Origin of the sequence: Mesorhizobium sp. AA23 (assembly GCF_001672435.1) — a bacterium.
In the GTDB taxonomy this organism is placed as follows: domain Bacteria; phylum Pseudomonadota; class Alphaproteobacteria; order Rhizobiales; family Rhizobiaceae; genus Mesorhizobium.
Genome location: NZ_LYTP01000032.1, coordinates 17,169 through 40,851, shown reverse-complemented (window position 1 = coordinate 40,851; position 23,683 = coordinate 17,169). Strand labels below are relative to the sequence as shown.

At 63.5% G+C, this 23,683-nt stretch carries 21 protein-coding genes; 5 read left to right on the top strand and 16 right to left on the bottom strand.

Annotation, left to right across the window (positions count from 1 at the left end; genetic code table 11):
- Positions 1 to 6: 6 nt before the first annotated feature.
- A complete protein-coding gene (locus A9K66_RS26905) occupies positions 7 to 666 on the bottom strand; it encodes a PQQ-binding-like beta-propeller repeat protein (protein WP_067329739.1) in 660 nt (219 codons plus the stop codon).
- 31 nt (positions 667 to 697) lie between these two features.
- Positions 698 to 1,918, bottom strand: coding sequence for a DNA-binding protein (locus A9K66_RS26900; protein WP_067329736.1), 1,221 nt, complete (start codon positions 1,916 to 1,918; stop codon positions 698 to 700).
- A 134-nt stretch (positions 1,919 to 2,052) separates the two neighbouring features.
- Here A9K66_RS26900 and A9K66_RS26895 point away from each other — a divergent pair, with 134 nt between their 5' ends.
- Positions 2,053 to 2,802 (top strand): DUF899 family protein, encoded by a 750-nt coding sequence (locus A9K66_RS26895; RefSeq protein ID WP_067329733.1) that lies wholly within the window; start codon positions 2,053 to 2,055, stop codon positions 2,800 to 2,802.
- A gap of 76 nt (positions 2,803 to 2,878) precedes the next feature.
- Positions 2,879 to 3,208 (top strand): hypothetical protein, encoded by a 330-nt coding sequence (locus A9K66_RS26890; protein WP_067330158.1) that lies wholly within the window; start codon positions 2,879 to 2,881, stop codon positions 3,206 to 3,208.
- Here A9K66_RS26890 and A9K66_RS26885 read toward each other — a convergent pair.
- Entirely contained in the window at positions 3,139 to 3,600 is a 462-nt protein-coding gene (locus A9K66_RS26885; protein WP_082954105.1) for a response regulator, read from the bottom strand. The two genes, A9K66_RS26890 and A9K66_RS26885, sit on opposite strands and share 70 nt — an antisense overlap.
- 40 nt (positions 3,601 to 3,640) lie before the next feature.
- Positions 3,641 to 6,319, bottom strand: coding sequence for a PAS domain S-box protein (locus A9K66_RS26880; RefSeq protein ID WP_067329727.1), 2,679 nt, complete (start codon positions 6,317 to 6,319; stop codon positions 3,641 to 3,643).
- 282 nt (positions 6,320 to 6,601) lie between these two features.
- Here A9K66_RS26880 and A9K66_RS26870 point away from each other — a divergent pair, with 282 nt between their 5' ends.
- Both A9K66_RS26870 and A9K66_RS26865 read left to right on the top strand, forming a co-directional pair.
- Positions 6,602 to 8,062, top strand: coding sequence for a phospholipase D-like domain-containing protein (locus tag A9K66_RS26870; RefSeq protein WP_067329721.1), 1,461 nt, complete (start codon positions 6,602 to 6,604; stop codon positions 8,060 to 8,062).
- A gap of 25 nt (positions 8,063 to 8,087) precedes the next feature.
- A complete protein-coding gene (locus A9K66_RS26865) occupies positions 8,088 to 8,888 on the top strand; it encodes an endonuclease/exonuclease/phosphatase family protein (protein WP_082954104.1) in 801 nt (266 codons plus the stop codon).
- A gap of 10 nt (positions 8,889 to 8,898) precedes the next feature.
- On the opposite strand, the gene A9K66_RS26860 is transcribed toward A9K66_RS26865, so the two are convergent.
- From A9K66_RS26860 to A9K66_RS26835, 6 genes are all read right to left on the bottom strand, one after another.
- Positions 8,899 to 10,896, bottom strand: a complete 1,998-nt coding sequence (locus A9K66_RS26860; RefSeq protein ID WP_082954103.1) for a glycoside hydrolase family 127 protein — start codon at positions 10,894 to 10,896, stop codon at positions 8,899 to 8,901.
- A 27-nt stretch (positions 10,897 to 10,923) separates the two neighbouring features.
- Complete coding sequence (locus A9K66_RS26855) at positions 10,924 to 11,781, bottom strand: carbohydrate ABC transporter permease (protein ID WP_067000383.1); 858 nt, start codon at positions 11,779 to 11,781, stop codon at positions 10,924 to 10,926.
- Positions 11,781 to 12,704: a sugar ABC transporter permease gene (locus A9K66_RS26850; RefSeq protein ID WP_067329718.1), complete on the bottom strand. Its 924-nt coding sequence runs from the start codon at positions 12,702 to 12,704 to the stop codon at positions 11,781 to 11,783. The genes A9K66_RS26855 and A9K66_RS26850 overlap by 1 nt, the downstream gene beginning before the upstream one ends.
- A 395-nt stretch (positions 12,705 to 13,099) precedes the next feature.
- The gene (locus tag A9K66_RS26845) at positions 13,100 to 14,347 is read right to left on the bottom strand and encodes a sugar ABC transporter substrate-binding protein (protein WP_067329715.1); all 1,248 of its coding nucleotides are present in this window, start codon (positions 14,345 to 14,347) and stop codon (positions 13,100 to 13,102) included.
- Between the two features lie 65 nt (positions 14,348 to 14,412).
- Positions 14,413 to 15,468 carry a LacI family DNA-binding transcriptional regulator gene (locus tag A9K66_RS26840; protein ID WP_067329711.1) on the bottom strand — a complete coding sequence of 352 codons (1,056 nt, stop codon included), beginning with the start codon at positions 15,466 to 15,468 and terminating at the stop codon, positions 14,413 to 14,415.
- Between the two features lie 325 nt (positions 15,469 to 15,793).
- Complete coding sequence (locus A9K66_RS26835; RefSeq protein WP_082954102.1) at positions 15,794 to 17,290, bottom strand: NAD-dependent succinate-semialdehyde dehydrogenase; 1,497 nt, start codon at positions 17,288 to 17,290, stop codon at positions 15,794 to 15,796.
- Positions 17,291 to 17,427: 137 nt separating this feature from the next.
- Here A9K66_RS26835 and A9K66_RS26830 point away from each other — a divergent pair, with 137 nt between their 5' ends.
- Positions 17,428 to 18,102 (top strand): FCD domain-containing protein, encoded by a 675-nt coding sequence (locus A9K66_RS26830; RefSeq protein WP_067329708.1) that lies wholly within the window; start codon positions 17,428 to 17,430, stop codon positions 18,100 to 18,102.
- Between the two features lie 186 nt (positions 18,103 to 18,288).
- On the opposite strand, the gene A9K66_RS26825 is transcribed toward A9K66_RS26830, so the two are convergent.
- From A9K66_RS26825 to A9K66_RS26800, 6 genes are read right to left on the bottom strand one after another with little or no spacing between them, the layout of a single operon-like run.
- Positions 18,289 to 19,620 carry an FAD-binding oxidoreductase gene (locus A9K66_RS26825; protein WP_067329705.1) on the bottom strand — a complete coding sequence of 444 codons (1,332 nt, stop codon included), beginning with the start codon at positions 19,618 to 19,620 and terminating at the stop codon, positions 18,289 to 18,291.
- Between the two features lie 47 nt (positions 19,621 to 19,667).
- Positions 19,668 to 20,021 carry a cupin domain-containing protein gene (locus A9K66_RS26820; protein ID WP_067329699.1) on the bottom strand — a complete coding sequence of 118 codons (354 nt, stop codon included), beginning with the start codon at positions 20,019 to 20,021 and terminating at the stop codon, positions 19,668 to 19,670.
- Positions 20,009 to 20,728: an ABC transporter permease subunit gene (locus A9K66_RS26815; protein ID WP_067329696.1), complete on the bottom strand. Its 720-nt coding sequence runs from the start codon at positions 20,726 to 20,728 to the stop codon at positions 20,009 to 20,011. Before A9K66_RS26815 ends, A9K66_RS26820 begins: the two co-directional genes overlap by 13 nt.
- A 1-nt stretch (position 20,729) precedes the next feature.
- On the bottom strand, positions 20,730 to 21,443 hold the full coding sequence (locus A9K66_RS26810; RefSeq protein WP_067329694.1) for an ABC transporter permease subunit: 714 nt from the start codon (positions 21,441 to 21,443) through the stop codon (positions 20,730 to 20,732).
- Positions 21,444 to 21,497: 54 nt separating this feature from the next.
- Complete coding sequence (locus A9K66_RS26805) at positions 21,498 to 22,316, bottom strand: transporter substrate-binding domain-containing protein (RefSeq protein ID WP_082954101.1); 819 nt, start codon at positions 22,314 to 22,316, stop codon at positions 21,498 to 21,500.
- Positions 22,317 to 22,355: 39 nt separating this feature from the next.
- The gene (locus A9K66_RS26800) at positions 22,356 to 23,132 is read right to left on the bottom strand and encodes an amino acid ABC transporter ATP-binding protein (protein ID WP_067330146.1); all 777 of its coding nucleotides are present in this window, start codon (positions 23,130 to 23,132) and stop codon (positions 22,356 to 22,358) included.
- Positions 23,133 to 23,683: the final 551 nt, after the last annotated feature.

Genomic DNA, 23,683 nt, shown 5'->3' with positions numbered 1-23,683 from the left:
AGCCGGCTATTTGCCGACTGTCGTGTCCTTGTCATGGTTGTACCCAGGACGGCGCACGGCCTTGATCTTGCCGCTGCTGCCGCCTCCGCAGAAGAAGCAGCCGCGGCCATCGGATTCCAGTCCCGACACGCCGGAGGGCATCGCCAGCTCCTGCAGCACATCGCCCGTCTCGGGGTCGATGCGCAAGAGATCGCCCTCCTCCCCTTCCCAGGTGGCATGCCAGAGCTCGCCGTCGACCCAGGTGACGCCGGTGACGACGCGCTTCGACTCGATGGTGCGGATCACCTTGCCAGTTTCAGGATCGATCTGATGGATCTTGTGGGCCCTGTATTCGCCGACCCAAAGCGAACCTTCGGCCCAGGTAAGCCCGGAGTCGCCGCCGTTGCCGGGGGCGGGAATGGTGGCGACGACCTTGCCTGTCTTCGGGTCGACCTTGTGGATGCGGTCCTCGCCGATCTGGTAGAGATGCTCGCCGTCGAAGGCGGTCCCGGCATGCGAGGCGACGTCGATCGACTGCACGATCGCGCCGCTCTCCGGGTCAAGCGCCTTCAGCTTGTCGCCGGTGGCGAACCAGACATTCTTGCCGTCATAGGTGACGCCATTGATGCGCTCGGCATCCGGAAAGGGGCCGTATTCGCGCAGGATCTCGGCAGCGGCTCGTTTCATTTTCGATCTCCATTCGAACAATGGCCGCAGACTAGTCGCTCGGCAGCGGACCCGGGAGTAACAAGACAGTCGGGAATCCGGTCACCGGCGGCGTCATCCAGCGGCGCGCCCTGCCGCGGCCGACCGCCTGCACCTTGTTGTCGGCCGAAAGCGCTTCCAGCGCCCGCTGCACGGTGCGCGGGCTGGCGCCGAGCGCGATCGCCAGCGCCGAGCTCGACCAGGACTCGCCGTCGGCGAGGAAGGCGAGCACTGCGCCATGCTCCTCCTCGACAGGCGGCGCCAGCACCACGACCTCGGCTGCGGTCAGCGGCGTTAACGCAAAACCGGCGGCCGTCGCGTTGATTTCCGCCAGCGCGTTCATTTCGGCGCGCAGCCGGCCCATCTCGACCCTGAGCCGCGCACGATGCGATTCATCGGCGTGCCTGGCGCGGAAGGCGCGCTTCAGCAGCGCCTCCCGCGACGCATCCGCGGGCCAGGTCTCGGCCAGCGTGCGCGCCAGCGCAAACAGCACCGGCCGCGTCGCCAGCGAGACCACCGTGTCGGCTTTGCGCACGACATTGCGGCAGGCATCGACGACGAGGGCGCCTGAGGTGAGCAGCGCCTCAACCTCGTCGAGCTGCAGCGGAGTCTCCAAACCGTTCGATACGAGCCGCGCGACGGGCGTGTTCAGCACCTGCGATGCGCTTTCGACCTCCGCCTTCAGCGCCGGGATATTGGCTTCATAGGCCGCGAGAGCGGCTCGGCCAAGCGCGGCGCGCGCAGCCCTCGTCCGCAGGCGCCTGACCGCGATGCCCGCGGCCGCGAGCTCGTGCGCGACGCGCGCGACCGGCGGCAACGGCCCCGGATCGAAGCCGGCAAGCAGCCGCTCGGCTTCGTCGAGCCGGCCGATCAGGATGAGGCGGCGCGCTTCGAGGCTGCCGGCATAGGCGGCGTTGACCCGATCTCCATGCGCTTGAAGCGTCGTGCGGGCGGCTCGCAACGCTTTGTCCGGCCAGCCGAGATCGCGCGAGACCAGCGCGATCTCGGCCTCGGCGACGACGCAGCGGGCGCGCGCCACCGCCTCTTTCGGGCTGAAGGCGCGGGCGGCGCTCTTCAGCAACGCCTTGGCCTTGGCGAAGTCGCCGAGCTGCGCCATCGCGATGCCGCGCAGCGCCAGCGCGGGGGCGTCGTCGCGCAACGCGACGCGCTTCAGGGCGCCCAGCGGATCACCGGTCGCGAGCGCGCGGCCGGCGGCATTGATCATCGAGTCCATGCAATGCCCGCCCCGATGCCCCCTTCCGGGTCTGCCGGATCAAATCGCGTCACACTTGTAACTCTCACCATCGCGCCGTCCGGCTCTAAGTTTCCCTTGTCACCCCAACCAAACGCAAGAACGGGACAAGAGCAATGACCCAACACATGAAGACACCACCGGTCGTTTCGCCGGAAGCCTGGGAAGGCGCGTATGAAGAAATGCTGGTGAAGGAAAAGGCGCTCACCCGCGCCCGCGACGCGCTGGCTGCGGAACGCCGCCGCATGCCGTGGATGCCTGTCGAGAAGGACTATGTGTTCGAAGGCCCAAACGGCAAGGCAAGCCTGCTCGACCTCTTCGAAGGCCGCCGGCAACTGGTCATCTACCGCGCCTTCTTCGAGCCCGGCGTCTATGGCTGGCCGGAGCACGCCTGCCGGGGCTGCTCGCTCGGCGCCGACATGGTCGGCAACCTCGCCCATCTCAACGCCCGCGACACTACGCTTGCCTATGCGTCCCGGGCGCCGCAGGCCGACATTCAGCGGCTGAAGCAGCGGATGGACTGGAAGATGCCCTGGTACACCATCACCGACAGCTGGGACAAGGATTTCGGCGTCGACGAATGGCACGGCCACAACGTCTTCATCCATGACGGCAACCGCATCTTCCGCACCTATTTCGTCAACAATCGCGGCGACGAGGCGTTCGGCACAGTGTGGAGCTATCTCGACGTCACCCCGCTCGGCCGCCAGGAGGTGTGGGAGGATTCGCCCGAGGGCTATCCGCAGACCCAGACCTACAAGTGGTGGAACTGGCACGACAACTATGAGGAAGGCGCCGCGCCCGACCAGCGATGGGTCGAGGTCTCGGATGCCGGCGAAGCGGCGTTTCGCAACAAGAACGCCTGAGCGCGAAGCGACTCTGGCGGCGTCGCCCGCGCCGCCAGAGCCGAACTTTCCTGAGAGCAGTTGGAAGGTGGAGATCATGAGCATCGACAATCCCGCCCCTCGCCCGGCAGGCCTGAGCGGATTCGGCCTGGCCGACTGGTTATGTCTCGCGGCGGCGCCGACCTTTGCCGTCATGGCGTTGCTCACGGCCGCCGGTAGCGGACCGGACGCGATGTGCATGTCCGGGCCCGGAGCCTCCGTGCTCAGCGGCATGGCGCCGATGTATTTCCTGATGGCTGCCTTCCACCTCGCGCCCTGGCTGCGGCTGCTCGCCAGAGGGGCGGCGGAATCGGCGCTTCAACCTGCCGACGAGCTGCCGGACCTAAGCGCGGAGCGGATGGCTGAGAGCAGGGATGCCGGCGTGTAGGGCTTTACCAGCCAGCCCAGCGGCTCCGCGGGTGCTGCCCGGGCGCGGACGTCGGAATCGGAATGCGCCGTCGCAAAAACCGACCGCAAACCGTAAATTCGAAACAACTCCAGGGCGGTTTGAATTCCATCCATGGCGCCGGACAGCCGGATATCCATCACAACCAGATCAGGCCGGTCCGCAGCTGCGCTATCGAGCGCTTCCTCGCCCGAGCCGACGACCACGACCTCGAAACCGGCCGCGGTCAGAGTGCTCTCCATCTCGAGGGAGATGAGAAAATCGTCCTCGACGACCAAAATCCGCGTGGGCAATGCGGCGGCCACAGGTTCGGCCGACGCGGCTTTCGTTGGGATTGGCCGACGGCGTCCGTGTGGGGCAGCAAGCTCGGTCATCGAGAGCCATCCAGGAACTGAAGAAGAGCCGGCGAGAGCTTCATGAGAACCGAATGCTGCAGCGCGTCTTCGGTTCCTTGGTAACGACAAGCTTGCCGTGCAGCTGCCGCGCCAAGCCCTGAACCAGCTTCAATCCGGACGAACGGTCGCGGACCGAAGCCAGGTCAAAGCCGGGACCGCTGTCTTCGACGAATACCTGGAAGCCGTCGACATCGCGCCGAAGCCCGACCCGGATGGTGCCGGCTCCGTCGGGAGTTCCATATTTTATGGCGTTGGTCAGAAGCTCGTTCAGGATCAGCGCCAGCGGCATGGCAACGTCATTCGAAAGCTTTGCATCGTCAGCCTCGAACTCAACCGCGACTTCCTTCGGGAAGGTCTGCTTTATTGTCCCGCAAACCGCAAGCAAGAAACCCTTCGCGTTGAACTGCGTCGAATCGACCGTCTCGTACAGGACCTGCTGAGCAGCGGCCATGGCCGCGACGCGGTTGCCGGCTTCACGCAAGATTTCTCGCGCTTGCGGGTTCGCTGCCCGTTGACCCGCCAAGCTCAGCAGTGACTGCAGCATCTGCATGTTGTTCTTCACACGATGATTGAGCTCATTGAAGAGCAGCCGCTGCTGTGTTTCGGCCTGTTTGCGTTCGCTGATATCGACCAGCATGTTGATGCCGCCGACGATCTTGCCATCTTCATCGCGCAGCGGCGTCGGATACGGGATGAAGGGAATGCGCACGCCGTCCGGGCGCTCGGCGACGGCTTCAGCGTTGCGTATCGGACGCCCCTCCTTCAGGGCGACCGCCATCGGGCACTGGTCGTGAGGAAGCGGGCTTCCGTCCGGCCAGAACAGTTTCCACGTCACGCACCACTTATCCTTGCCGATCTGCGGAACGCGCCCGGAAAGCTCGACGGCCGCCTCGTTGAAAAAGGTTATCGTGCCGTCGGCATCCGTCGTGTAGATCGCCGCCGGAATTGCCGCCAGCAGGTCGCGCAGCTGACGCTCGCTCGCCCGCAGCTTGGCTTCAGCCATCTTTTGGTCGGTGATGTCGCGCGCAATCTTCGAGGCGCCGATGATGAGGCCCTGGCTGTTGCGGATCGGCGAAATCGTCAGGGAAATATCGACGAGACTGCCGTCCTTGCGGCGACGCACCGTTTCGAAGTGATCGACGTTTTCGCCGCTGCGGATGCGCCTGATGATCTCCGGCTCCTCGCCCAGCCGGTCATCGGGGATGATCATCGTGATGTGCCTGCCGATCGCCTCGTCGGCCGTGAAGCCGAACAGCCGCTCCGCGCTGGCATTCCATGAGGCGATAATGCCGTTGAGGTCCTTGCTGATGATCGCGTCGTGAGAGGATTCGACAACGGCCACGAGCTGATTTGCCGCGCGTTCCGTCGTCTGGCGGGCGGTCTCGAGCCGTACGCGGTCGACCGCGAAGCCGAGTTGTCCGGCCACTGTCAGCGCAAAACGAAGCTCGGACTCCACGAAATCGTGCGGATGATCGTAATAGGACATGAACTTGCCGAGCAGCTGACCGCGCACCGAGATCGGAATGAAAGCCAGCGCTGCAATGCCTTCGTCCCGCACAGCCGCCTTGAGGTCGTCCGGCAATCCGCTTTGCTCGACGTCGGCAATAGCGATCGGTTCGGGATCGCGTGTGTCGCGCGACCAGGGGGAATGGCCTTCGACGGCCGTTCTGTAAGCTTGCGACAGGCCTCGCGAGGCGGCAAATCTGAGGAAGCCGGTGTTGTCGAAGAAGAGTATGGAGGCCCGGTCCGCACCCAATGCGCGAATGATGGTGCTGAGGGCTATCTCGTGAACCTCGCCGAGATTCGCCGCGCGCTGAAGGCTGTCCGTGAATTCGTAAAGCGCCGCCTGCTGCTCCAGATGCCGGACGAGCGCGGCCTCGGCCTTCTTGCGGGCGGTGATATCCTGCTGGACGCGCACCGCATACAAGAAGCGGCCTTCGGAGTCCCTTACGCTCGAGGACGTGACCGCGACCCAGACTCTTGCCCCGTCCTTGCGGATGAAGCGCTTTTCGTGCCGGTAGCTGTCGATCTCGCCTCGCACCTGACGCTCGAACTGACGCAGGTCCGCATCGACATTCTCCGCCAGAGTGGCATCGAACACCGACCTGCCGACAAGTTCATCGGCGGAATAGCCGAGCAGGTCGGCCAGGTAGCCGTTGACGCGCCCGAGTTCGCCCTTCGCGTTGACTTCAGCGATGCCAATCGCCGCATGCTGGTAAGTTGCAGCGAGCCGCTGCTCCTGTTGCCCAATGATCTCATCGGTCAGACGCCGGTCCGTGACGTCATGGAAACAGTTGATGGCTCCGACGACCCGACCGTCCTCGTCTTCGATCGGTTCGATGTGGACCATCACCCATATCGCCGTGCCGTCCGGCCGCTCGAGCTTTCCTTCAACCCCCCTGACGGGAATGCCGGTTCGCAGCACCGCGGCCATCGGGGTTTGGGCGCGCGCGATCTGCCGTCCATCGAGATAGAGCCTGTGGGATCCGCAATAGAGTTCGCTGTCCGAGCCAAGCAAGGGCGTTCGCCCCCACAAATCGGCAGCGCGCTTGTTGAACCAAAGCAATCGGCCTTGCGCGTCGCAAGCGTAGATCGCAATGGGCAGCGTCTCGATGAAGTCGGGCGGGATTTGCAGGGCGACGGCGTCCTGCGGGGTACGGATAAACCCCTCGGTTCCTTGAAGGCTTTCGATGCGCATCTCCCATTCCCGCTCGGCAACGAAGAGCCAAACGCATCGGATCGCCGAAGGTTCCCGCGTGAGCTCCGACACTTCGGCACTGAGGCAGCGCCGACATAATGCCGACGACGATTTCGTCTTGCCTGGTGGACCGATTTTCGCACAGAGGCGCAAAGCGTTCGAACGACCGGTCACACTGGCGGGATCCCTCATGCAACCGGGCCGGAAAGAGCTGCATGCGAATCCGGGCCGCCTTGACCTGGCGCATTGCCTTCCGCGCCGGCTCGCACAATAGTCGGGCCGATGTTCGAGGCGATAGCGAGTCACTGGTCGACGCTTATCCTTTTCCTGTCGTTGGCGATGGCGGCGGTCGGCATCGTCCATGCCATCATGACGAAGGAAGACGTGCGCGCCGCCACGGGGTGGGTCGGCGTGATGCTTCTGTCGCCCTTCCTCGGCGCGATCATCTACGCCATCGCCGGCATCAACCGCATCCGCCGCGCGACGATCAGCGCCATGCGACCCAGCGCCGGTTCGGCGGATGAGGCCGGGCACAATCGCGACGTCGCCGTCGAAGCCTTGATCGAGGCCCAATTCGGCCAGCGCTTCGTCGGATTGAAGACACTGGGGGACAGGGTGGCGCGGCGTCCGCTGACTTCGGGAAACACGATCGCCGTGCTCGAGACCGGCGACGAGGCCTATACGGCGATGTGCCGGGCGATCGACGGCGCGCAAAAGAGCGTGCTTCTCGAAAGTTACATCTTCGACAACGACGCCGTCGGACAGATGTTCGTGCAGTCGCTCTCCGCCGCGGTCAAACGCGGCGTTGCCGTGCGCGTGCTGATCGACGCCGTCGGCGTGCGCTATTCGGTACCCAGCATCCTGAAGCAGCTCAGGGAGTCCAACGTCGCCGTCGATCTCTTCAACGGCAACATCGTCATGGGCTTGAGACTTCCTTATGCGAATCTCAGAACCCACAGGAAGGTCCTGGTCATCGACGCGACAGTGGCGTTTACCGGAGGCATGAACATCCGCAAGGGGTTCTCGGCCGAATTCGCCGGTTCCGACAGCTCCAGGGACACGCATTTCGAGGTCACCGGGCCGGTGGTGGCCGACCTGTTCTCAGTCGCCGCCGAGGACTGGCGCTTCGCCAGCAACGAGGCGCTGAAGGGCGACGCCTGGCAGGTCGAGCGAACCGCCCCGCCGCCCGGCCAGCCGATGCTGGTCAGAGCCGTGGCGACAGGACCGGATGCCGCGAACGAAACCAACCACAAGCTGCTGATGGGTGCGTTTTCGGTCGCCCGCAAATCGATCCGCATCATGTCGCCCTATTTCCTGCCGGACCGTGAGCTGATCAGCGCGCTGACCACGGCCGGCGCGCGCGGTGTCGAGATCGACATCGTGGTGCCGGCGGTGAACAACCTTTTCCTCGTCGACCGCGCCATGACGGCACAATTCGACCAGGTGCTGAAGCATTATTGCCGGGTGTGGCGCCACGAGGGCCCCTTCGATCACTCGAAACTTATGGCAATCGACGGCGCGTGGGCTTATGTCGGCTCGTCCAATCTCGACGCCCGGTCGCTCAGGCTGAATTTCGAGATCGACATGGAGGTCCTGGATGCCAACTTCGCCCGGGCGATCGAGGCGCGTATCGACGCGGCGATCGCGTCGGCGAAACCGGTGACACTCGAGATGCTGAGGGCCAGAGCCTTCGTCATTCGTGTCCTCGACCGATTGCTGTGGCTGGGATCGCCCTATCTGTAGGCAAGGAAGACGAGCAGCAGGAACCATGGAGAGAAACGGACGCACCCTCCCCGAAACCGTGCTCCTGTCGATCCGCGGCAGAAAGATGCGGAAAGCGAAAGCCACGGCGCCGAAACGGGTCGGCGGCGCCGAGATGGTGGTCGCCTCCTACAACGTCCACAAATGCATCGGCACCGACCGCAAGTTCGACCCCGAGCGGACCGCGCGCGTCATCCGCGAGATCAGCCCCGATGTGATCGCGCTGCAGGAGGCCGACAACCGCTTCGGCGACCGCGCCGGACTGCTCGACCTCAACCGCCTCGAAATCGAAACGGGGCTGGTGCCGGTGCCGGTCACCGGAAACGGCAAGGCACATGGCTGGCGCGGCAACGTGCTTCTGTTCAAGCGCGGCACGGTGCGCGACGTGCACCAGATCAAGCTGCCCGGCCTGGAGCCGCGCGGGGCGCTGGTCGCCGAGATCGACCTCGACGAGAACCGGACGCTGCGCGTGATCGCTGCGCATCTCGGCCTGTTGCGGCGCTCGCGCTCGGAACAGGCCCGCGTCGTGCTCGATATCATGAGCAGCGCCGACGAAAGGCCTACGCTCCTGCTTGGCGACCTCAACGAATGGCGGCTGGGCAACCGCTCCGCGCTCAACACGCTGCACACCACCTTCGGCCCCTCGCTGCCCGCTGTGCCCACCTTTCCGTCCGGCCTGCCGGTGCTGGCGCTCGACCGGATCATGGGCAACCGCGACGGCATGGTGTCGGCGGTGGAAGCGCATGACACGCCGCTGTCGCGCGTGGCGTCCGACCACCTGCCGCTCACGGCTTACGTGCATCTATAGGGAGAGTAGCTCATCCTTCCCTGAGCCAGACCAGCATCTCGCCGGGATCGCGGTTGTCCCAGGCGAAGTAAGGAATTGCCTTGAGCGTCGTCTCTTCGGTTTCTGGCGGCTCGGGGCGGTAGAGATCGCCGCCCCAGGTCTCCGCCTTGGCCCGGCTGCCGATCGCCGAAAGCGTGACGATGCCGCCGAGCAGGTTAGGCTCTTTGTGCGCCTCCAGCCTGGCCGTGCGCGGCAGCGCAATGCGGTGCAGGCCACCGCCATTGTCGGTCTCCTCGACGCAGTAGAGCAGCGGGCCGCGCGACAGCGCGACGCGGCCGATGTCCTGCCGCACTTCCGGATTGGCGAAGAGGCGGGCCATCGACATTTCGAGGTCGAGCTCGACGCGGTCGCCCTTTTGCCATTCGCGGCGGATCGCGGCATAGCCGTCGACCGTGACCCCATCCAGATCTAGCATGTTGCCGTTCACCTTCAGCGCCGCGTTGCGGCACCAGGCGGGCACGCGCAGGTAAAGCGTGAATTCGACCGGTGTCTGTGCCTCGAACTCGATCGAGACCGCGCCGTCCCAGGGATAATTGCTGGTCTGGACCAGGCTGACCGGCCGGCCGGCGATCTCGAAGCGTGCGGTGGAGTCGCCATAGAGATGCACGGCCAGCGCATCGTCGGCGAGGCCGTAGAAATAGCTGCCGATGGAGGCCACCATGCGGCCGATATTGGGCGGGCAGCAGGGGCAGCGGTGCCATTTCCAGCGGTGGTGGCCGCCGCGGCTTTCCAGCGGGTTCTCGTAGAAGAACAGCGAGCCGTCGAGCGACAGGCCCGAGATCGAGCCGTTGTAGAGCGCCCGCTCCATCATGTCGGCATAGCGGCGGTTCGGCCCCATGCCGAGCATCCGGCTCGCCCAGAACACCAGGCCGACCGAGGCGCAGGTCTCGGCATAGGCGGTTTCGTTGGGCAGGTCGTAGTCGCTGGTGAAACCCTCATTGTGAGCCGACGGCCCGAGGCCGCCGGTGACATAGAGGCTCTTGGTGGTCAGATCGTCCCACAGCCTGTCGAGCGCCGCGCGCAAGCTGTCGTCGCCATATTCGGTGGCAATGTCGGCCATGCCGGAGAAGAGGTACATCGCCCGCACAGCGTGGCCGACGACCTTGTCCTGCTCGCGCACCGGCTTGTGCGACTGATTGTATTCGTAGGTCTTGAAATGATAGGCCTTCGGGTCGGCGCCGCGGGCGCGCGCCTCCTCGTCGAAATAATGCGGCTGCTGGCCGCGCTGGTCGATGAAGTACTTCGCCAGATCCATGTACTTCTTCTCGCCCGTCGCCCGCGCGAGCTTCACCAGCGCCAGCTCGATCTCCTCATGGCCGCAATAGCCCTTTTTCTTGCCGGGCCCCGGGCCGAACATCGAGGCGATGTGGTCGGCGTAGCGGCTCATGATGTCGAGCAGCTTGCGCTTGCCCGTCGCCTGAAAGTAGGCGACGGCGCCCTCGATCAGATGGCCGGCGCAGTAGAGCTCGTGGCAGTCGCGCAGGTTGGTCCAGCGCAGACCCGGCTGGATGCGCTGGTACCAGCTGGAGAGATAACCGTCCTCCTGCTGCAGCTTGCCGTACATGTCGATGACGGCGTCGATCTTCTTCTCCAGCTCCGGATTGCGGCGCCGGTAGAGCGAGTAGGCGGCCGTCTCGATGGTCTTGCCCCAGTCGGAATCCCAGAACATCTGGGTCGTCACCGTCGAGCCGGTGAACTCGGCGCCCTGCGCGTCGGCCTCGTCCGGCGACGGCGAATGGAACGGAATGACGACGCCGGGCGACGGCCGGTCGGGATCGATCTGCTCAAGCATGCGCGCCTCGACGCAGCGGTCGTAGAGGATGCCGGCGGTCTTGGCGGCGACGGCGTCGACCCGGTCGCCCCAGAAGCCGCGGACATCGACCTGCGGCACGGGCAGCGGCCGGAAGGCAAGCTTCGGCTTGGCGGTCGCGGCTGCCTGGGCTGCGGTGGCGGATTGTGCTGCGGTCATAACGTCACTCCATTCGAATGCGGGAAATCATTTGACGGCCCCGGCCATCAGGCCGCGGATGTAGAAGCGCTGCAGCGCGAGGAACAAGATCAGGCAGGGCACCATCATCACCGTGACGCCCGCCTGCACCGCGCCCCAATCGATGGCGCCGAAGCGGCCGGACTGGAGCGCGGTCATCATCACCGGCAGGGTGAATTTCGACTGGTCGGTCATCAGCACCAGCGCGGCCAGGAACTCGTTCCAGGCGCCGAGGAAGGCGAAAAGCGCGATGGTGACGACGCCCGGCCAGACCAGCGGCAGCATCACCTTGACCAGCATGGTGACATTGTTGGCGCCATCCATGCGCGCCGCCTCCTCGATCTCGCGCGGCACGGCGTCGAAGGCGTTGCGCATCATGAAGATCGAGAAGGGAAGCTGCAGCGTGACATAGACGCAGACCAGGCCGGTCAGCGTGTTGTGCAGACCGAGTTTCGTCAGCACCAGGAAGATCGGCGTCAGGATCGACTGGAACGGGATCATGATCGTCGACAGGATGAGGATGAAGAAGAAGTCCCGGAACGGGAAGCGGAAACGCGAGAAGCCGTAGCCGGCGAGCACGCTGACCAGCACCGAGAGCAACACCGTCATCACCGAGACATAGATGCTGTTCTGCGCCGAGGCCCAAAGCCCGTCGCCGAAGGTGTTCAGCGTCTGATAGTTCTCGACCGAGAAGCCGGTGGTCGGCCAGGGCGGCAGCGGCGGCTGGCGCGCTTCCTGCGCAGGCTTGAAGGTGGAGAGCACCGTCCACACGATCGGCGCCAAAAACAGCACCGAGGCGATGATGCCGGTGGAATGCCTGGCCAGGCTAAAGGCCGCCTTGCGGTGCTGCGACATCGCCTCGGCCATCAGTCGAGCCCCTCGGGCTTGCGCAGCAGCCAGAGCTGGATGAGGCTGAGCGCCACCAGGATGACCAGCAGCACCATGGAAAGTGCCGCGCCGTAGCCGAGCTTGAACGAGACGAAGGACTGGTTGAAGATCCAGTAAACCGCCGTCAGCGTCTGGTTGCGCGGGCCGCCGCGCAGGATGATGTAGAACTGGTCGAAGGCGAGGATCGAGCCCGCGACCGACAGGATCAGCGCCAGCGCCAAGGTGCGGCGCATCAGCGGCAGGGTGATCGCCCTGAAGCGGGCGAACGGCCCTGCCCCATCGATGACGGCGGCCTCCTGCAGGTCCTGCGGGATCGACTGCAGGCCGGTCATCAGGATGATCATGGTGAAGCCGGCGACCTTCCAGACCACCATGGCGATGATCGACCAGAACGCCGGCTGGAAGGTGGCGAGAAGATTGACCTTCCTCTCGGTCAGGCCGAGGTCGTAAGCGGCCGGGCTGAACAGGCCGGAATCGACGTTCAACAGCCACGACCAGAGCAGGCTTGCGGAAGCAAAGCCCACCACGGCCGGCATGAAGAAGGCGGTGCGGTAGAGATTGGTGAGCGGGCGCGGCCGCTCGATGAAGATCGCCAGCGGGAAGGCGACGGCGAAGATCGCGATGGTGACGATCAGCGTGTAGTAGAAGGTGAATTTGAGCGCGTTCCAGAACCGCGTGTCGCGCAGGATGGCAAAGTAATTGTCGAGGCCGATGAAAGCGTGCTCGCCCATCAGCGGCCAGTTGTGCAGCGACATCCACGCCGTCATGCCGAGCGGGATGACGAAGAACACGGTGACGAAGGCGACGGCCGGCAGGACATAGAGCAGGCCCACCCATTGCCGGCGGCTGACGCCGATGCGTCTGGCTCGGGCGGGCGCGGAGGTTGCAGTGAGGGTGGTCATGGCTGAGCTCCCCCTTCTCCCCTTGTGGGAGAAGGTGTCGCCGAAGGCGACGGATGCGGGGTGTTCCAGCGGAGTGAGATGCTGGTGTTTCCTGGAACACCCCTCATCCGTCTCGGCGCTGCGCGCCGATCCACCTTCTCCCACAGGGCGAGAAGCGGGAGCGAACCTCGCGGCGCCTCAAATTGGCGATGCTGGTGAGTGAGCTTTCTCAACGCGATAATCCTGCCATTTAGCGCGGCGTCCCCTCCCCCTTGAGGGGAGGGTCCGGCCGAAGGCCGGGGTGGGGTCCGCTGTGAAGTGCGCCTACGGGGAGATAGCGTCGGCGTACTTCGCGGGCGACCCCACCCGGACCTGCGGTCCGACCTCCCCTCGAGGGGGAGGTTTAGGGCCGCGCTTTACTTGTTCGGCGCCTGGTCGATGATCGACTGCATGGTCTCCTGCGCGTTCGAAATCGCGCCGTCGACATCGTCGCCGAAGAAGACCTCGTTGACCATCTGCGTCCACGGCCCGTTGGCGGAGTTGATCAGGTCGTTGAACACCACCGAATAGGGCGTGCGGCCCTTGGCCATCGCCTCGGCCGCCACCTGGTAGCGCGGATCGAGGTCCTTCAGCGCTTCCTTGGCGATGTCGCCGCGCACCGGCAGGCTACCATATTTGGCGAGGATGGTCTGGCCCTCGAGCGAGTAGGCGAAGTCCAAAAACTCCTTCACCACGGCGATCTTCTTGGTGCCCTTGGTGACGACGAAATTGTCGCCGCCGGCGAAGGACGACCAGCCGCCATCCTTGCCCGGCAGGAAGGTGATGCCGTAGTCGATATCAGGGTATTGCGTGTTGAGCGCGCCGATGGCGAAGGCGCCAGACGGCGAGAGGCCGATCTTGCCGCCGGCAAAGGGGGCGAAGAAGTTGGCGCCGGTGTCGGTCTGCGCACCCTCGGGCACCAGCCCTTTCTTGACCATCGAGCGGTAGAGGTCGATCGCGCCGCGCAGCTGCGGGCTATCGAGCGTCGCCTTGGAGCCGTCCTCGGAGAGGATGTCGCCGCCCGAGGCCCAGACCAGCGGCGTGAAGGTGAAGATGTTGCAGCCGCCGCAATTGCCGGAGAAGTAGAAGCCCTTGATGTCGCCGCCGAGCGCGTTGACCTTCTCGGCGTCGGCCTCGATCTCGGCCCAGGTCTTCGGCCCCTTTTCCGGATCGAGCCCGGCCTGCTTGAACAGCTTCTTGTTCCAGATCAGCACCGAAGAATCGGCCGAGAACGGCAGGCCGTAGATGCGGCCCTTATAGGTGCCGGTCTTCACATGCGCCGGCGACAGGCTCGAAAAATAGGGCAAGGATTTCGCCCAGTCGGTGATGTCTTCCAGCTGGCCGGCGGCGGCGAAGGACGGCGTGTAGATCAGGTCGAGCGACAGCGCGTCGGGCGCGGTGCCGCCGGCGGCGGCGGCGCCATATTTCGGGATGATCTCGGCGTTCGGGATGATGTCGAGCTTGATCTGGTCCTTGTGCGCCTTGTTGAAGGCGTCGACGATGCGCGGCATGAAATTCGAGCCGTCGGCGCGCACCCAGATGTTGGCGGTCTCGGCGGACGCCGCCTGCAGGCCGCCGCCGATCACGGCCGCGGCCAGGGCCAGCTTGGCAAACATGGTTTTCACGGTATTCCTCCTCATGGTTCTCCTCCCAATTTGGCCGTTGCGCGACGGCCGTTTCGTTCGATGCCTCAGCCGCCCGGCGGACGGCCGCATGACTGACGCACCACCAGCCGGCACGGCAGTTTCCTGATGCCCGGCGCGGCCGGCTGGCCGCCCACGAGCGAAAGCAGAGCGAGCCCGGCCTCGCGGCCGAGCGCTGAAAGGTTCATGTCGACCGAGGTCAGCGGCGGGCGCGTCGCCTCGGCCACGATCTCCCAATTGTCGAAGCCGATGACGCCGACATCGTCGGGCACGCGGATGCCGCGCTCGCGCAGCGCGTCGATGACACCGCGCGCGATCTGGTCGTTGCCGCAGAAGACGGCGTCCGGCCAGCCTTCCCTGCCCCGGCCGTTGCCGAACAGTTTCGCCACCGCATCGTGGCCCCAGCCTTCCGACCAGGCGCCGAGCAGCGGCTCGCCGATCGGCAGGCCGTGCGCCTCGAGCACTTCCCGGTAAGCCTCGGCCCGCGCATGTACCACCGCGAAGCCCGCCGGTCCGGTGACATGGGCGATGCGGCGGCGCCCGAGCCGCAAAAAATGCTCGACCGCCAGCCGTGCGCCGCCGGCATCGTCGGAAACCAGGCCGACCGCGCCGGGATCCGGCTGGGTGAAGGCATAGACGACCGGAATGCGCAGATTGGAGAGATCGATCGGCAGATGGCGGTCGATGCGTTTTCCCGTGGCGATGATGCCGTCGACGCGCTTGTCGAGCATGGCCTCGACATGCAACTGGCCGAGCCGCGTGTCGTCCTCGACATTGCACAGGAACACCGAGACGCCATTGTCGACCAGCGCATCCGAAACGCCGGCCATCAGCGGCAGCGAGAAGCGGCCATAGGTATCGTTGGTAAGCAGGCCGACGGTGAAGGAGCGCTTGCGCAGCAGGCTCTGCGCCAGGTGGTTCGGCCGGAAGCCGAGACGCTGCGCCACCTCACGAATGCGCTCGCGCGTCTCGGCGGTCATCCGCCCCTGCCCGTTCAGCGCCTTCGACGCCGTCGCCACGCTGACGCCGGCCGCAGCCGCCACCTCGCGCAGCGTCACCGGCGGCTTGGCGGAAACTGGCGCTGGCTCGGCGTCGGAAGACATAGTTCGAGGCGCATCCCTAAGTTGGGAAAAGGTTTTCCCTTATCGTCCTGCGCGAAGATGACGGGTGAGGTCAGCAGGCGGGAGGCGATTTGGGAAAAGGTTTTCTCAAAAGGGAGATTAGGGGAAGCGGGAGGGGTTGGCAAGGGGTCAGGAACTGCGACGCGGCTTTTCGCCTAATGGTTGACGTGCGCGAGGACATCTTAAGTTCCAGTCTCGAAGGACCGGATGGGCCCGCAAGCAGACTGTCGGTTTTCCAGAAGTAGCTAGCCTGATCTGCACGACCGACATGCGGCGCAACTCGGTGGAGGAGCGCCTTTCGCCGGTATTACCAGTTGGTCGCGACGTATTTTGGTTGGAGATATTCAAGCAGGCCGTGATGCCCTCCCTCGCGGCCGAGCCCGCTTTGCTTCATCCCCCCGAACGGCGCTGCCGGGTCCGAAACTAGGCCACGATTGACGCCGACCATTCCACTTTCGATGCGTTCGGCGACCCTCAGGGCGCGTCTGAGATCACTACTGTAGACGTAGGATATGAGGCCATACTCCGTGTCGTTCGCCAGCCGGACAGCCTCGTCTTCCGTATCGAAGGGCGTGACCGCTGCGACCGGCCCAAAGATCTCTTCCTTCGCGATGTCGGAATCGGGGGAAACGTCAGCTAGGACTGTCGGAGGATAGAAGAAGCCCTCGCCAGGCCGCGGTTTGCCGCCCGTTTCGATACGCGCCCCACGGGCAACGGCATCCTTCAGCAAGCGATCAACCTTCTCCACGGCCGTCGCGGTAATAAGGGGCCCGAGCTGGGTCGTCGCTTGGAGACCCGGCCCCACTGAAAGCGAGGACATTTCCTGGGTAAGCCGGCGGACAAAAGCGTCGTAAATGCCGCGCTGCACATAGAAGCGATTCGCCGCAGTGCAGGCTTCTCCGCCGTTGCGCATCTTGGCGACCATAGCGCCGGCCACGGCATCGTCCAGATCCGCATCATCGAACACGATGAAAGGAGCGTTGCCGCCGAGTTCCATGGAACAGCTGATGACCCGGTTGGCGGCCTCACGCAACAGGATGCGCCCAACGGCGGTCGAACCCGTGAATGACAGTTTGCGCACCCGACTGTCGTGCAGCATCGCGCTCACCACAGGCCCCGCGGCCGTGGTCGTCACGATGTTGACGGCACCTTCGGGCAAACCGCCTTCCATGAGGATCGCACCGATCGCCAACGCGGTCAGTGGAGTCTCAGCCGCCGGCTTCAGTACGCACGTGCAACCCGCCGCGAGCGCCGGGGCGATTTTGCGGGTCGCCATGGCCGCAGGGAAATTCCAGGGCGTGACAAGAACGGCGATGCCAATCGGCTGGTATTGAACCAGGATTCGGTTTGCACCGCCCGGCGCGTGGCCGATGTCGCCGAGAGTACGCACCCCCTCCTCGGCGTACCATCGGAAAAACTCCGCGGCATAGGTTACCTCTGCGCGAGCGTCCGGGAGGGCCTTGCCGTTCTCCAGAGATATCAGTTGCGCCAGCCATTCGGCACGATCGCGCATGAGCTGGTGGCAGCGCATCAGGATGTCCGATCGCCGGCGTGAGGGTGTTTGCCTCCACATCGTCGCAGAAGCCTCCGCAGCATCGATCGCCCGGATTCCGTCGGCGACTGCGCCGTCTGCGACAGATGCGATCGTGCGCCCGTTGGATGGATCGGCGACATTAAACCGATTGCTGCCGGTTGCACTTGTCCATTTGCCGCCCACCAGCAGATCCACAGGAGCGCTTGCAATGATAGCCGCAGCATCCACGCAAAAAGGTTCGATATCCCTTGCTGTCTGACTCACACCCATCCTCTCGCGGCTTTAGAAAACATGCGCAACCAGTCGGACGATCGCTGGAACCAATATGAAATTGGTATTGCAACCGGTGTCAATATAGATCAAATTGGTTGCGGAGAAATCTGCCCGATTCGTTCTGGAGTGGCTGCATGACCGTCGTTTTGAGGGATTTCATCGAGGCGGCAGGATTGCAGCCAGGCGACCGGCTGCCACCCGAGCGCGATCTGGCGCTCAAGCTAGGTTTACCCCGCACGGCCCTCCGGCGCATGCTGGCTGTGATGGAGCAAGAGGGGCGCCTGCTTCGCCATGTCGGGCGTGGCACTTTCGTCGCCGAGCGAGGGGCAACTGCGAGCGCTCCGTATCGCGCACACGATGCCTCTCGGAAAGAACTGTGGACCTATCCCGCTGAGGTCTTCGAAGCACGATTAATCATCGAGCCGAAGGTGGCGGCGCTCGCGGCGTTGCGGGCGACCCCCTATGAAACTGAAGAGATGCACAAGGTCATCCAGCATGGCAGTACCGCCGCGACGCTGGCGGAGTTCGAGCGTTGGGACGCCGCGTTCCATCAACTGGTAGTTGTGGCGGCCCGCAATGGATTGCTGGCCTCGCTCTACGAAGGTATTCACTCGCTTCGGGCGGGGCGTCTTTGGGGGCGCATGAAAGAGCTGTCTCTGACGAAAGAGCGTATGCAGGAGTATACGGCTCATCATCGCGCGATCTTACAGGCGATCACTGACCGCGATGGTGGGCAGGCCGAACAAAGAATGCATAGCCATATCTTGACCGCGAGAGCCAACATACTCGGATCGGAGACAATGGGGTGAGTAGGCCTCATCGCCAAAATTTTGAGATTGCCGAACCGAGCGGAATGGCGCGTTCGAACGCTAATCGCTTGTCGTTCTATTCAAGGCGGGACATCTGACACTGTTTTCACGACGGACGCGGTGCGCGCCATCCAGACAAGATGAGGTTCCTGTACGCGGCGGGCCCGTCGCCAAGGAAGAGCAAGGTTATCGCCTCTTTGCTTCGGGCTGGCGACGGCGCATTGCACGCTTATCCCGCCATTCGTAAAGGGAATAGACAAGCGGGATGAACCATGGCTTGCCGCGGTAAAACGGCACGGCCTTCGGAGCGGGGTCGAAATCGAAGGCGGACTGTGCCTTTTCGGTTTCGCCGAGGATCTTGAAGGCGGCCTTCTTGCCCAGCCAGCGGGCCCAGACCACTCCGGAGCCGCAGAAGCCGGTGGCGTAAACCGTATCGCCCGAGGTGAAAATCCGAGGCACCATGTCGCGATGCATGGCGACCTGGCCAAACCAACTATGCGTCAGGCCGACGCCCCTCAGTTCGGGGAAAATTCGGCCAAGTTCGCTGCGCAAATGGGTGGTCGGCGCCAGCGCGTCACCCGCCGTGGTGCCGTCCCTGCCGCCGAAGAGGATGCGCGATCCGTCCGCCGAAGGGCGATAGTAATAGCTGAGCTGGCGCATATCGCCATACATCATGCGCTTCGGCATCAACTGGTCCATCACGCCTTCTGCCAATGGCTCGGTAGCGATGATGCGGCTGCGCACCGGCACAATACGGCGTCGCAGCCAAGGATCGAAGCCGTCGGTATAGGCATCCGTGCAGATCAGCACCTTCCTGGCGAGAACGTCACCGCGCGACGTCCTCACACGGACCCCGCCGGCCTCGGCGATGGTTCCCGTAACGGCTGTGTTCTCATGGATTACCGCTCCGGTTGCCATTGCCACCCGTATAATACCCGCAAGCAGCTTGGCCGGATGCAGGCCACCGGTATCCATCCGCACGAATCCACCCGTGTAGAAATCCGTCCCGATATAGGTCGGCACGTCCAACCGGCCAACGGGATGAGCCTCGATGCCCAGAAAGCGCCGCAGTAGATCGGCGGAGCGGCTGAGTTCGTCGCATTCATCAGCGTTGATCGCGCCGACGAACAGGCCGGAGAGATGGAAGTCACACTCCACCTTCTCCTCGTTCAGAAAGGCCCACAGGTCTTCCCGTGCGGCCTTTCCCTCCATCAGGATCTCGGTGGCGCGGGCCTCGCCGAATCTTCTGATCAATTCCTTGCGCCCGGGTCGAATGCTCCCGCTCGCCATGCCGCCATTACGACTGGAAGCCGCCTGCCCCAGCGACTGGCGATCGAAAAGCTGAACACTGCGACCGGCACGAGCAAGCTCGATGGCCGCCGAAAGTCCTGCATAGCCTCCCCCAACGATCGCCACGTCGCATCTGGAGGCGACCCGGCGGACTGGGAGGGGAGAGAAGGTGCAATCCTCCCACCAATAGGGCGTGGATTTGAAGGGGCCAGCGGGATCGGCGGTCATGGGAACATACCAGCTTTTGGTCGGATCGGCGGGCAAGCGCAAACCGGTCAATCGCGTGAGACCCAGAGTTTGCGCGTGGTTTCGATGGCACGCCATACGCCCGTGAATCCCGGATGCATGACGAAGGCGTCGCCAGCCGCGATGCGGCGCGGCGGGCAGCCATCCTCAGTGAGTTCGGAGACACCCGAAAGGATGTAGCAGAACTCGAAAGTCTCGCCCTTAATCGAACGATAGGCGCCAGGCGTGACCTCCCAGACCCCTGCCTTCACGGCGCCGTCTGCGGTCTGGGCGATATCCCAGCTCAGAAAACGTGGATCGCCCTCCACAAGGCGGTCGGGCAGAGGCTGCCCTTCGCGTGGGCGCGGAAGAACATTCTGGTCGATGAACGTCAACTTGGACATAGGGATGTGGCCTTTCTGCGCGTTGAACGCCGTTCGAACCAAAGTTGCCGCTCCAAAAGCTTCAAGGCAGTCAGTCCGACGACATTGAGGGTGAGGTAGAAGACGGAGGTGATGATGAAGATGTCCATAATGGCGAAGGTTTCGCTCATCAGGCGTTTGGCCCAACCGGTGATTTCGAGCACAGCGATGGTCGAAGCGAGGCTGGATTCTTTGACGATGATGGCAACCTCACTGCTGTAGGATGGCAGCGCTTGTCGCAAAGCCAGCGGGAACTTGATCCGGCGCAAGATAATCCAAGGCGACATGCCGCAGGCTTCCGCCGCCTCGATCAGCCCGCGCGGCAGGGATAAAAACGCGGTTCGAAAGATTTCGGCTGTGTAGGCACCGGTGTTCAACAGGACCGCGAGAATGGCTGCGTGCAGGCCGTCGCCGATCAGCCACCAAATCACCGGGTTGGAGCGAAAGAACCCGACCTGCCCTAATCCGTAGTAGATCACGAATATCTGCACCAGCATGGGCGTGCCGCGAAAGACGGCGCAATAGGCGTCGGCCGCCGTGCAAACCAAGCGATTGCGCGAAGTGCGCGCGAGCGCCACCAGGATGCCGAATGGCAGTCCTAAGCCCACGCCGAACACCGAGATCAGAAGCGTTGTCTTTGCGCCGGTGAGAAGGAACGGAATCGCATAGGCAATAATGGTGAAATCCATTCTAACCTCCGCTGAAGCCGCGATTGATATGGCGCTCAGCCAGGCCGAACAGGGTCTGGCTGACTGCTGTCATGGCGAAGAACAGCGACGCAGCGATGCAGTAAAAGAGAAGTGGCGAGCGCGTGATGCCCGCCGCGATAGCCGCCATACGCATGAGTTCCTGCATGCCGACGATGGAAACGAGTGAAGTATCCTTGATCGTCATCTGCCAGACATTGTTGATCCCGCCGAGAGCAAGTCTCAACGCGAGCGGCAACGTGATTCTGAAAAAGGCGACCGATCGAGGCAACGCCAAAGATTTCGCGGCTTCAAGAAGACCGTTGGGAACGGCTTCCAAAGCGCCTCGCATCACCTCGATCGAATAGGCGCAGGAAATGGTCGCGATGGCGAGGATGCCGATAATGGACGGGTAGGCACTTTCAGCCATGTCTCGGTAGCCGAAGGCAACGGCTATCTTCTGCACCCAGTCGACAGAGCCAAAGAACAGGAGATAGATCACAAGAAGACCCGGCACGCCGCGGACGACGATGCTGTAGACATCGATCATCTGGGACAGCACCGGGACCCGCTGCCAGCGCGCTATGGCAAACGGGACGGCTGCGATCAACCCGATCATCATGCCGACCAGCCCGATGCAAATCGTCACGAAGGCGCCGCGCAGCAAAGCGAGTCCCCAGCCCTGCTCCACAACCAGCAACCAGATAGTTTCAAACATGGATGACACCCGTCGGGCCGCCGCGGGCTGCGACGGCCAGTTGTTGCGAGAGGATCACTTCTTGCACGGAATGGTGTAGTCGTCCTTGAACCACTTGAGGGAAGACTCCTTGATCTTACCTCCATCGATCATGTTGCAGAGCGCGGCATCTACCTTAGCCTTGAGTTGGGCATTCCCCTTGCGCATACCGACACCCATGCCGTGGCCGAGGGTTTCAGGATCGCTCATCGCCGTAATCTTCACATCGATCTTCGTGAAGTTGGCGCCGTCCGGTGTAGCGAGGAAATCCATCCAGGTCGGGGAGTCGCCGAAAGCGGCATCCAGGCGGCCAGCCGCAAGATCAGCGGTCTGCTGAGTGGTGGCATCATAAGTCTTGAGATCGGCGCTGGTCGCCCGCTTGCCGATGAATTTGGCATAGGTCGTGCCTGTCACGACGCCGACACTCTTTCCCGCGAGCGCCTTTTCGATCTCCTCGAGACTCTTGAGCCCGGCAAGAGCGGAATCTTTGGGGACTACGAAATAGAGCGGGGTGGTGGCGTACGGGATGGAGTAGTCGATCTTCTTCTGGCGCTCGGCAGTGATGCCAAGGCCGGAAATGATCACGTCGAAGCGGTCGCTATCCATGGAGGGAACCAGCGAACTGAAAGCCTGCACCACAAATTTGCACTTCATCTTGAGTTCGGCGCAGATACCGTTGGCAACGTCGGCGTCGAAGCCGGTGACGTTTCCGTTGGCGTCGGCCATGCTGAACAGCGGCGCGTCCCCTTCCGTGCCGACGCGTAGGACGCCTTCCTCGGCGTGCGCGGCACCGGCTGCGGCGGCGAGCATGAAACCGGATACGAAAATCGAACGAAACGTTTGAACTGAAAGCATGAGTGTTACCCCTTTTTGTTCTGCTGAAGAAAACCGCGATCACGCGGCGGCTGGCATGACGCTGGAGAGAAACCGTTTCACCGCCTCCGAGGCAGGGTTGCGAAACAACTCTTCCGGCGCATCGTCCTGCTCAAGGATACCTTTGCGCAGGAATATCATCCGGCTCGACACGTCGCGCGCAAACCGCATTTCATGGGTGACGAGAAGGATGGTCGCCCCCTCTTCGGCCAGCGTGCGGATCACCTTCAGCACCTCGCCCACGAGTTCCGGATCGAGCGCGGATGTGGGCTCGTCAAAAAGCATGATCTTTGGTCGCATCGCCAGCACCCGTGCGATCGCCACGCGCTGTTGTTGACCGCCTGAAAGCTGACTGGGATAGCGGTCGCGGAATTCGGCCATCCCCACCTTGGAAAGCGCCGAAAGCGCCATATCCTCGGCCTCCCGCCTTCCTTTCCCGAGCACGTAGACGAGCGCCTCTGTCACGTTGCCGATCACGGTCCGGTGCGGCCAGAGATTGAAGTTCTGGAACACCATGCCAGTCCGCTGGCGAAAGAGCCGGATCTTCGCGCGGTTGGTGATTTCGCTCTTGCCCGGTCGATTGGTGGTGATGGAGATTGCGTCGCCCATCACCTCGATCCTCCCTGAGGTCGGCGTCTCCAGAAAATTTATGCAGCGCAACAACGTGCTCTTTCCCGAGCCAGACGCGCCGATAAGGGATATGACCTCCCCTTCCGCCATCTGGAAAGTGACGTCGTTAAGGATCCTGACCGCGCCGAAATTCTTACTGAGTTCATGGACCTTTAGAACCGGGGCCATGTCACGGCGTCTTCGGTTCCATTCAGATCGCACCCTCTCAACATGGGGCTGGCCCCGGCTGTCCATCGTCTGCGCGAGTTCGTTAAGTGTTAGGCGACTGTGACCATCGCTCCCACTTTCGTCGGTGACGACGCCGTCTATGGCGCTCCTCCTCGAAACGGTTCGATATCCCTTGCTGTCAGTCACGTTCATCGGCTCGCTGCCTCTAGCAACTATTTGAAACCAACCTCGGGATTCTTAGGACCAATATGACATTGGTATCGCAACCGGTGTCAAGATAGATCAAATTGGTTGCGAGAAAAATCTGCAGGAACAGCTTACATTTGGCGCGTCGGATCCAATTCGCGGAATGAAGATCATCGCAGATAATCCGCCCCTCGCCCGGCCCTCAGGCGAACATAGACTCGCCTATCGCTTCCTAAGCAGAATGTTCGGGCCCGCTCCGCCGGGCCGCCCACGCGTCGCCGCCGGCGCCGAGCCCGCGCCAGCGGCAATAAGGGACGGCGGCGGCCAGGTGACGGGTCTTAAGGCGGCCGAGGAAACCCAGATCC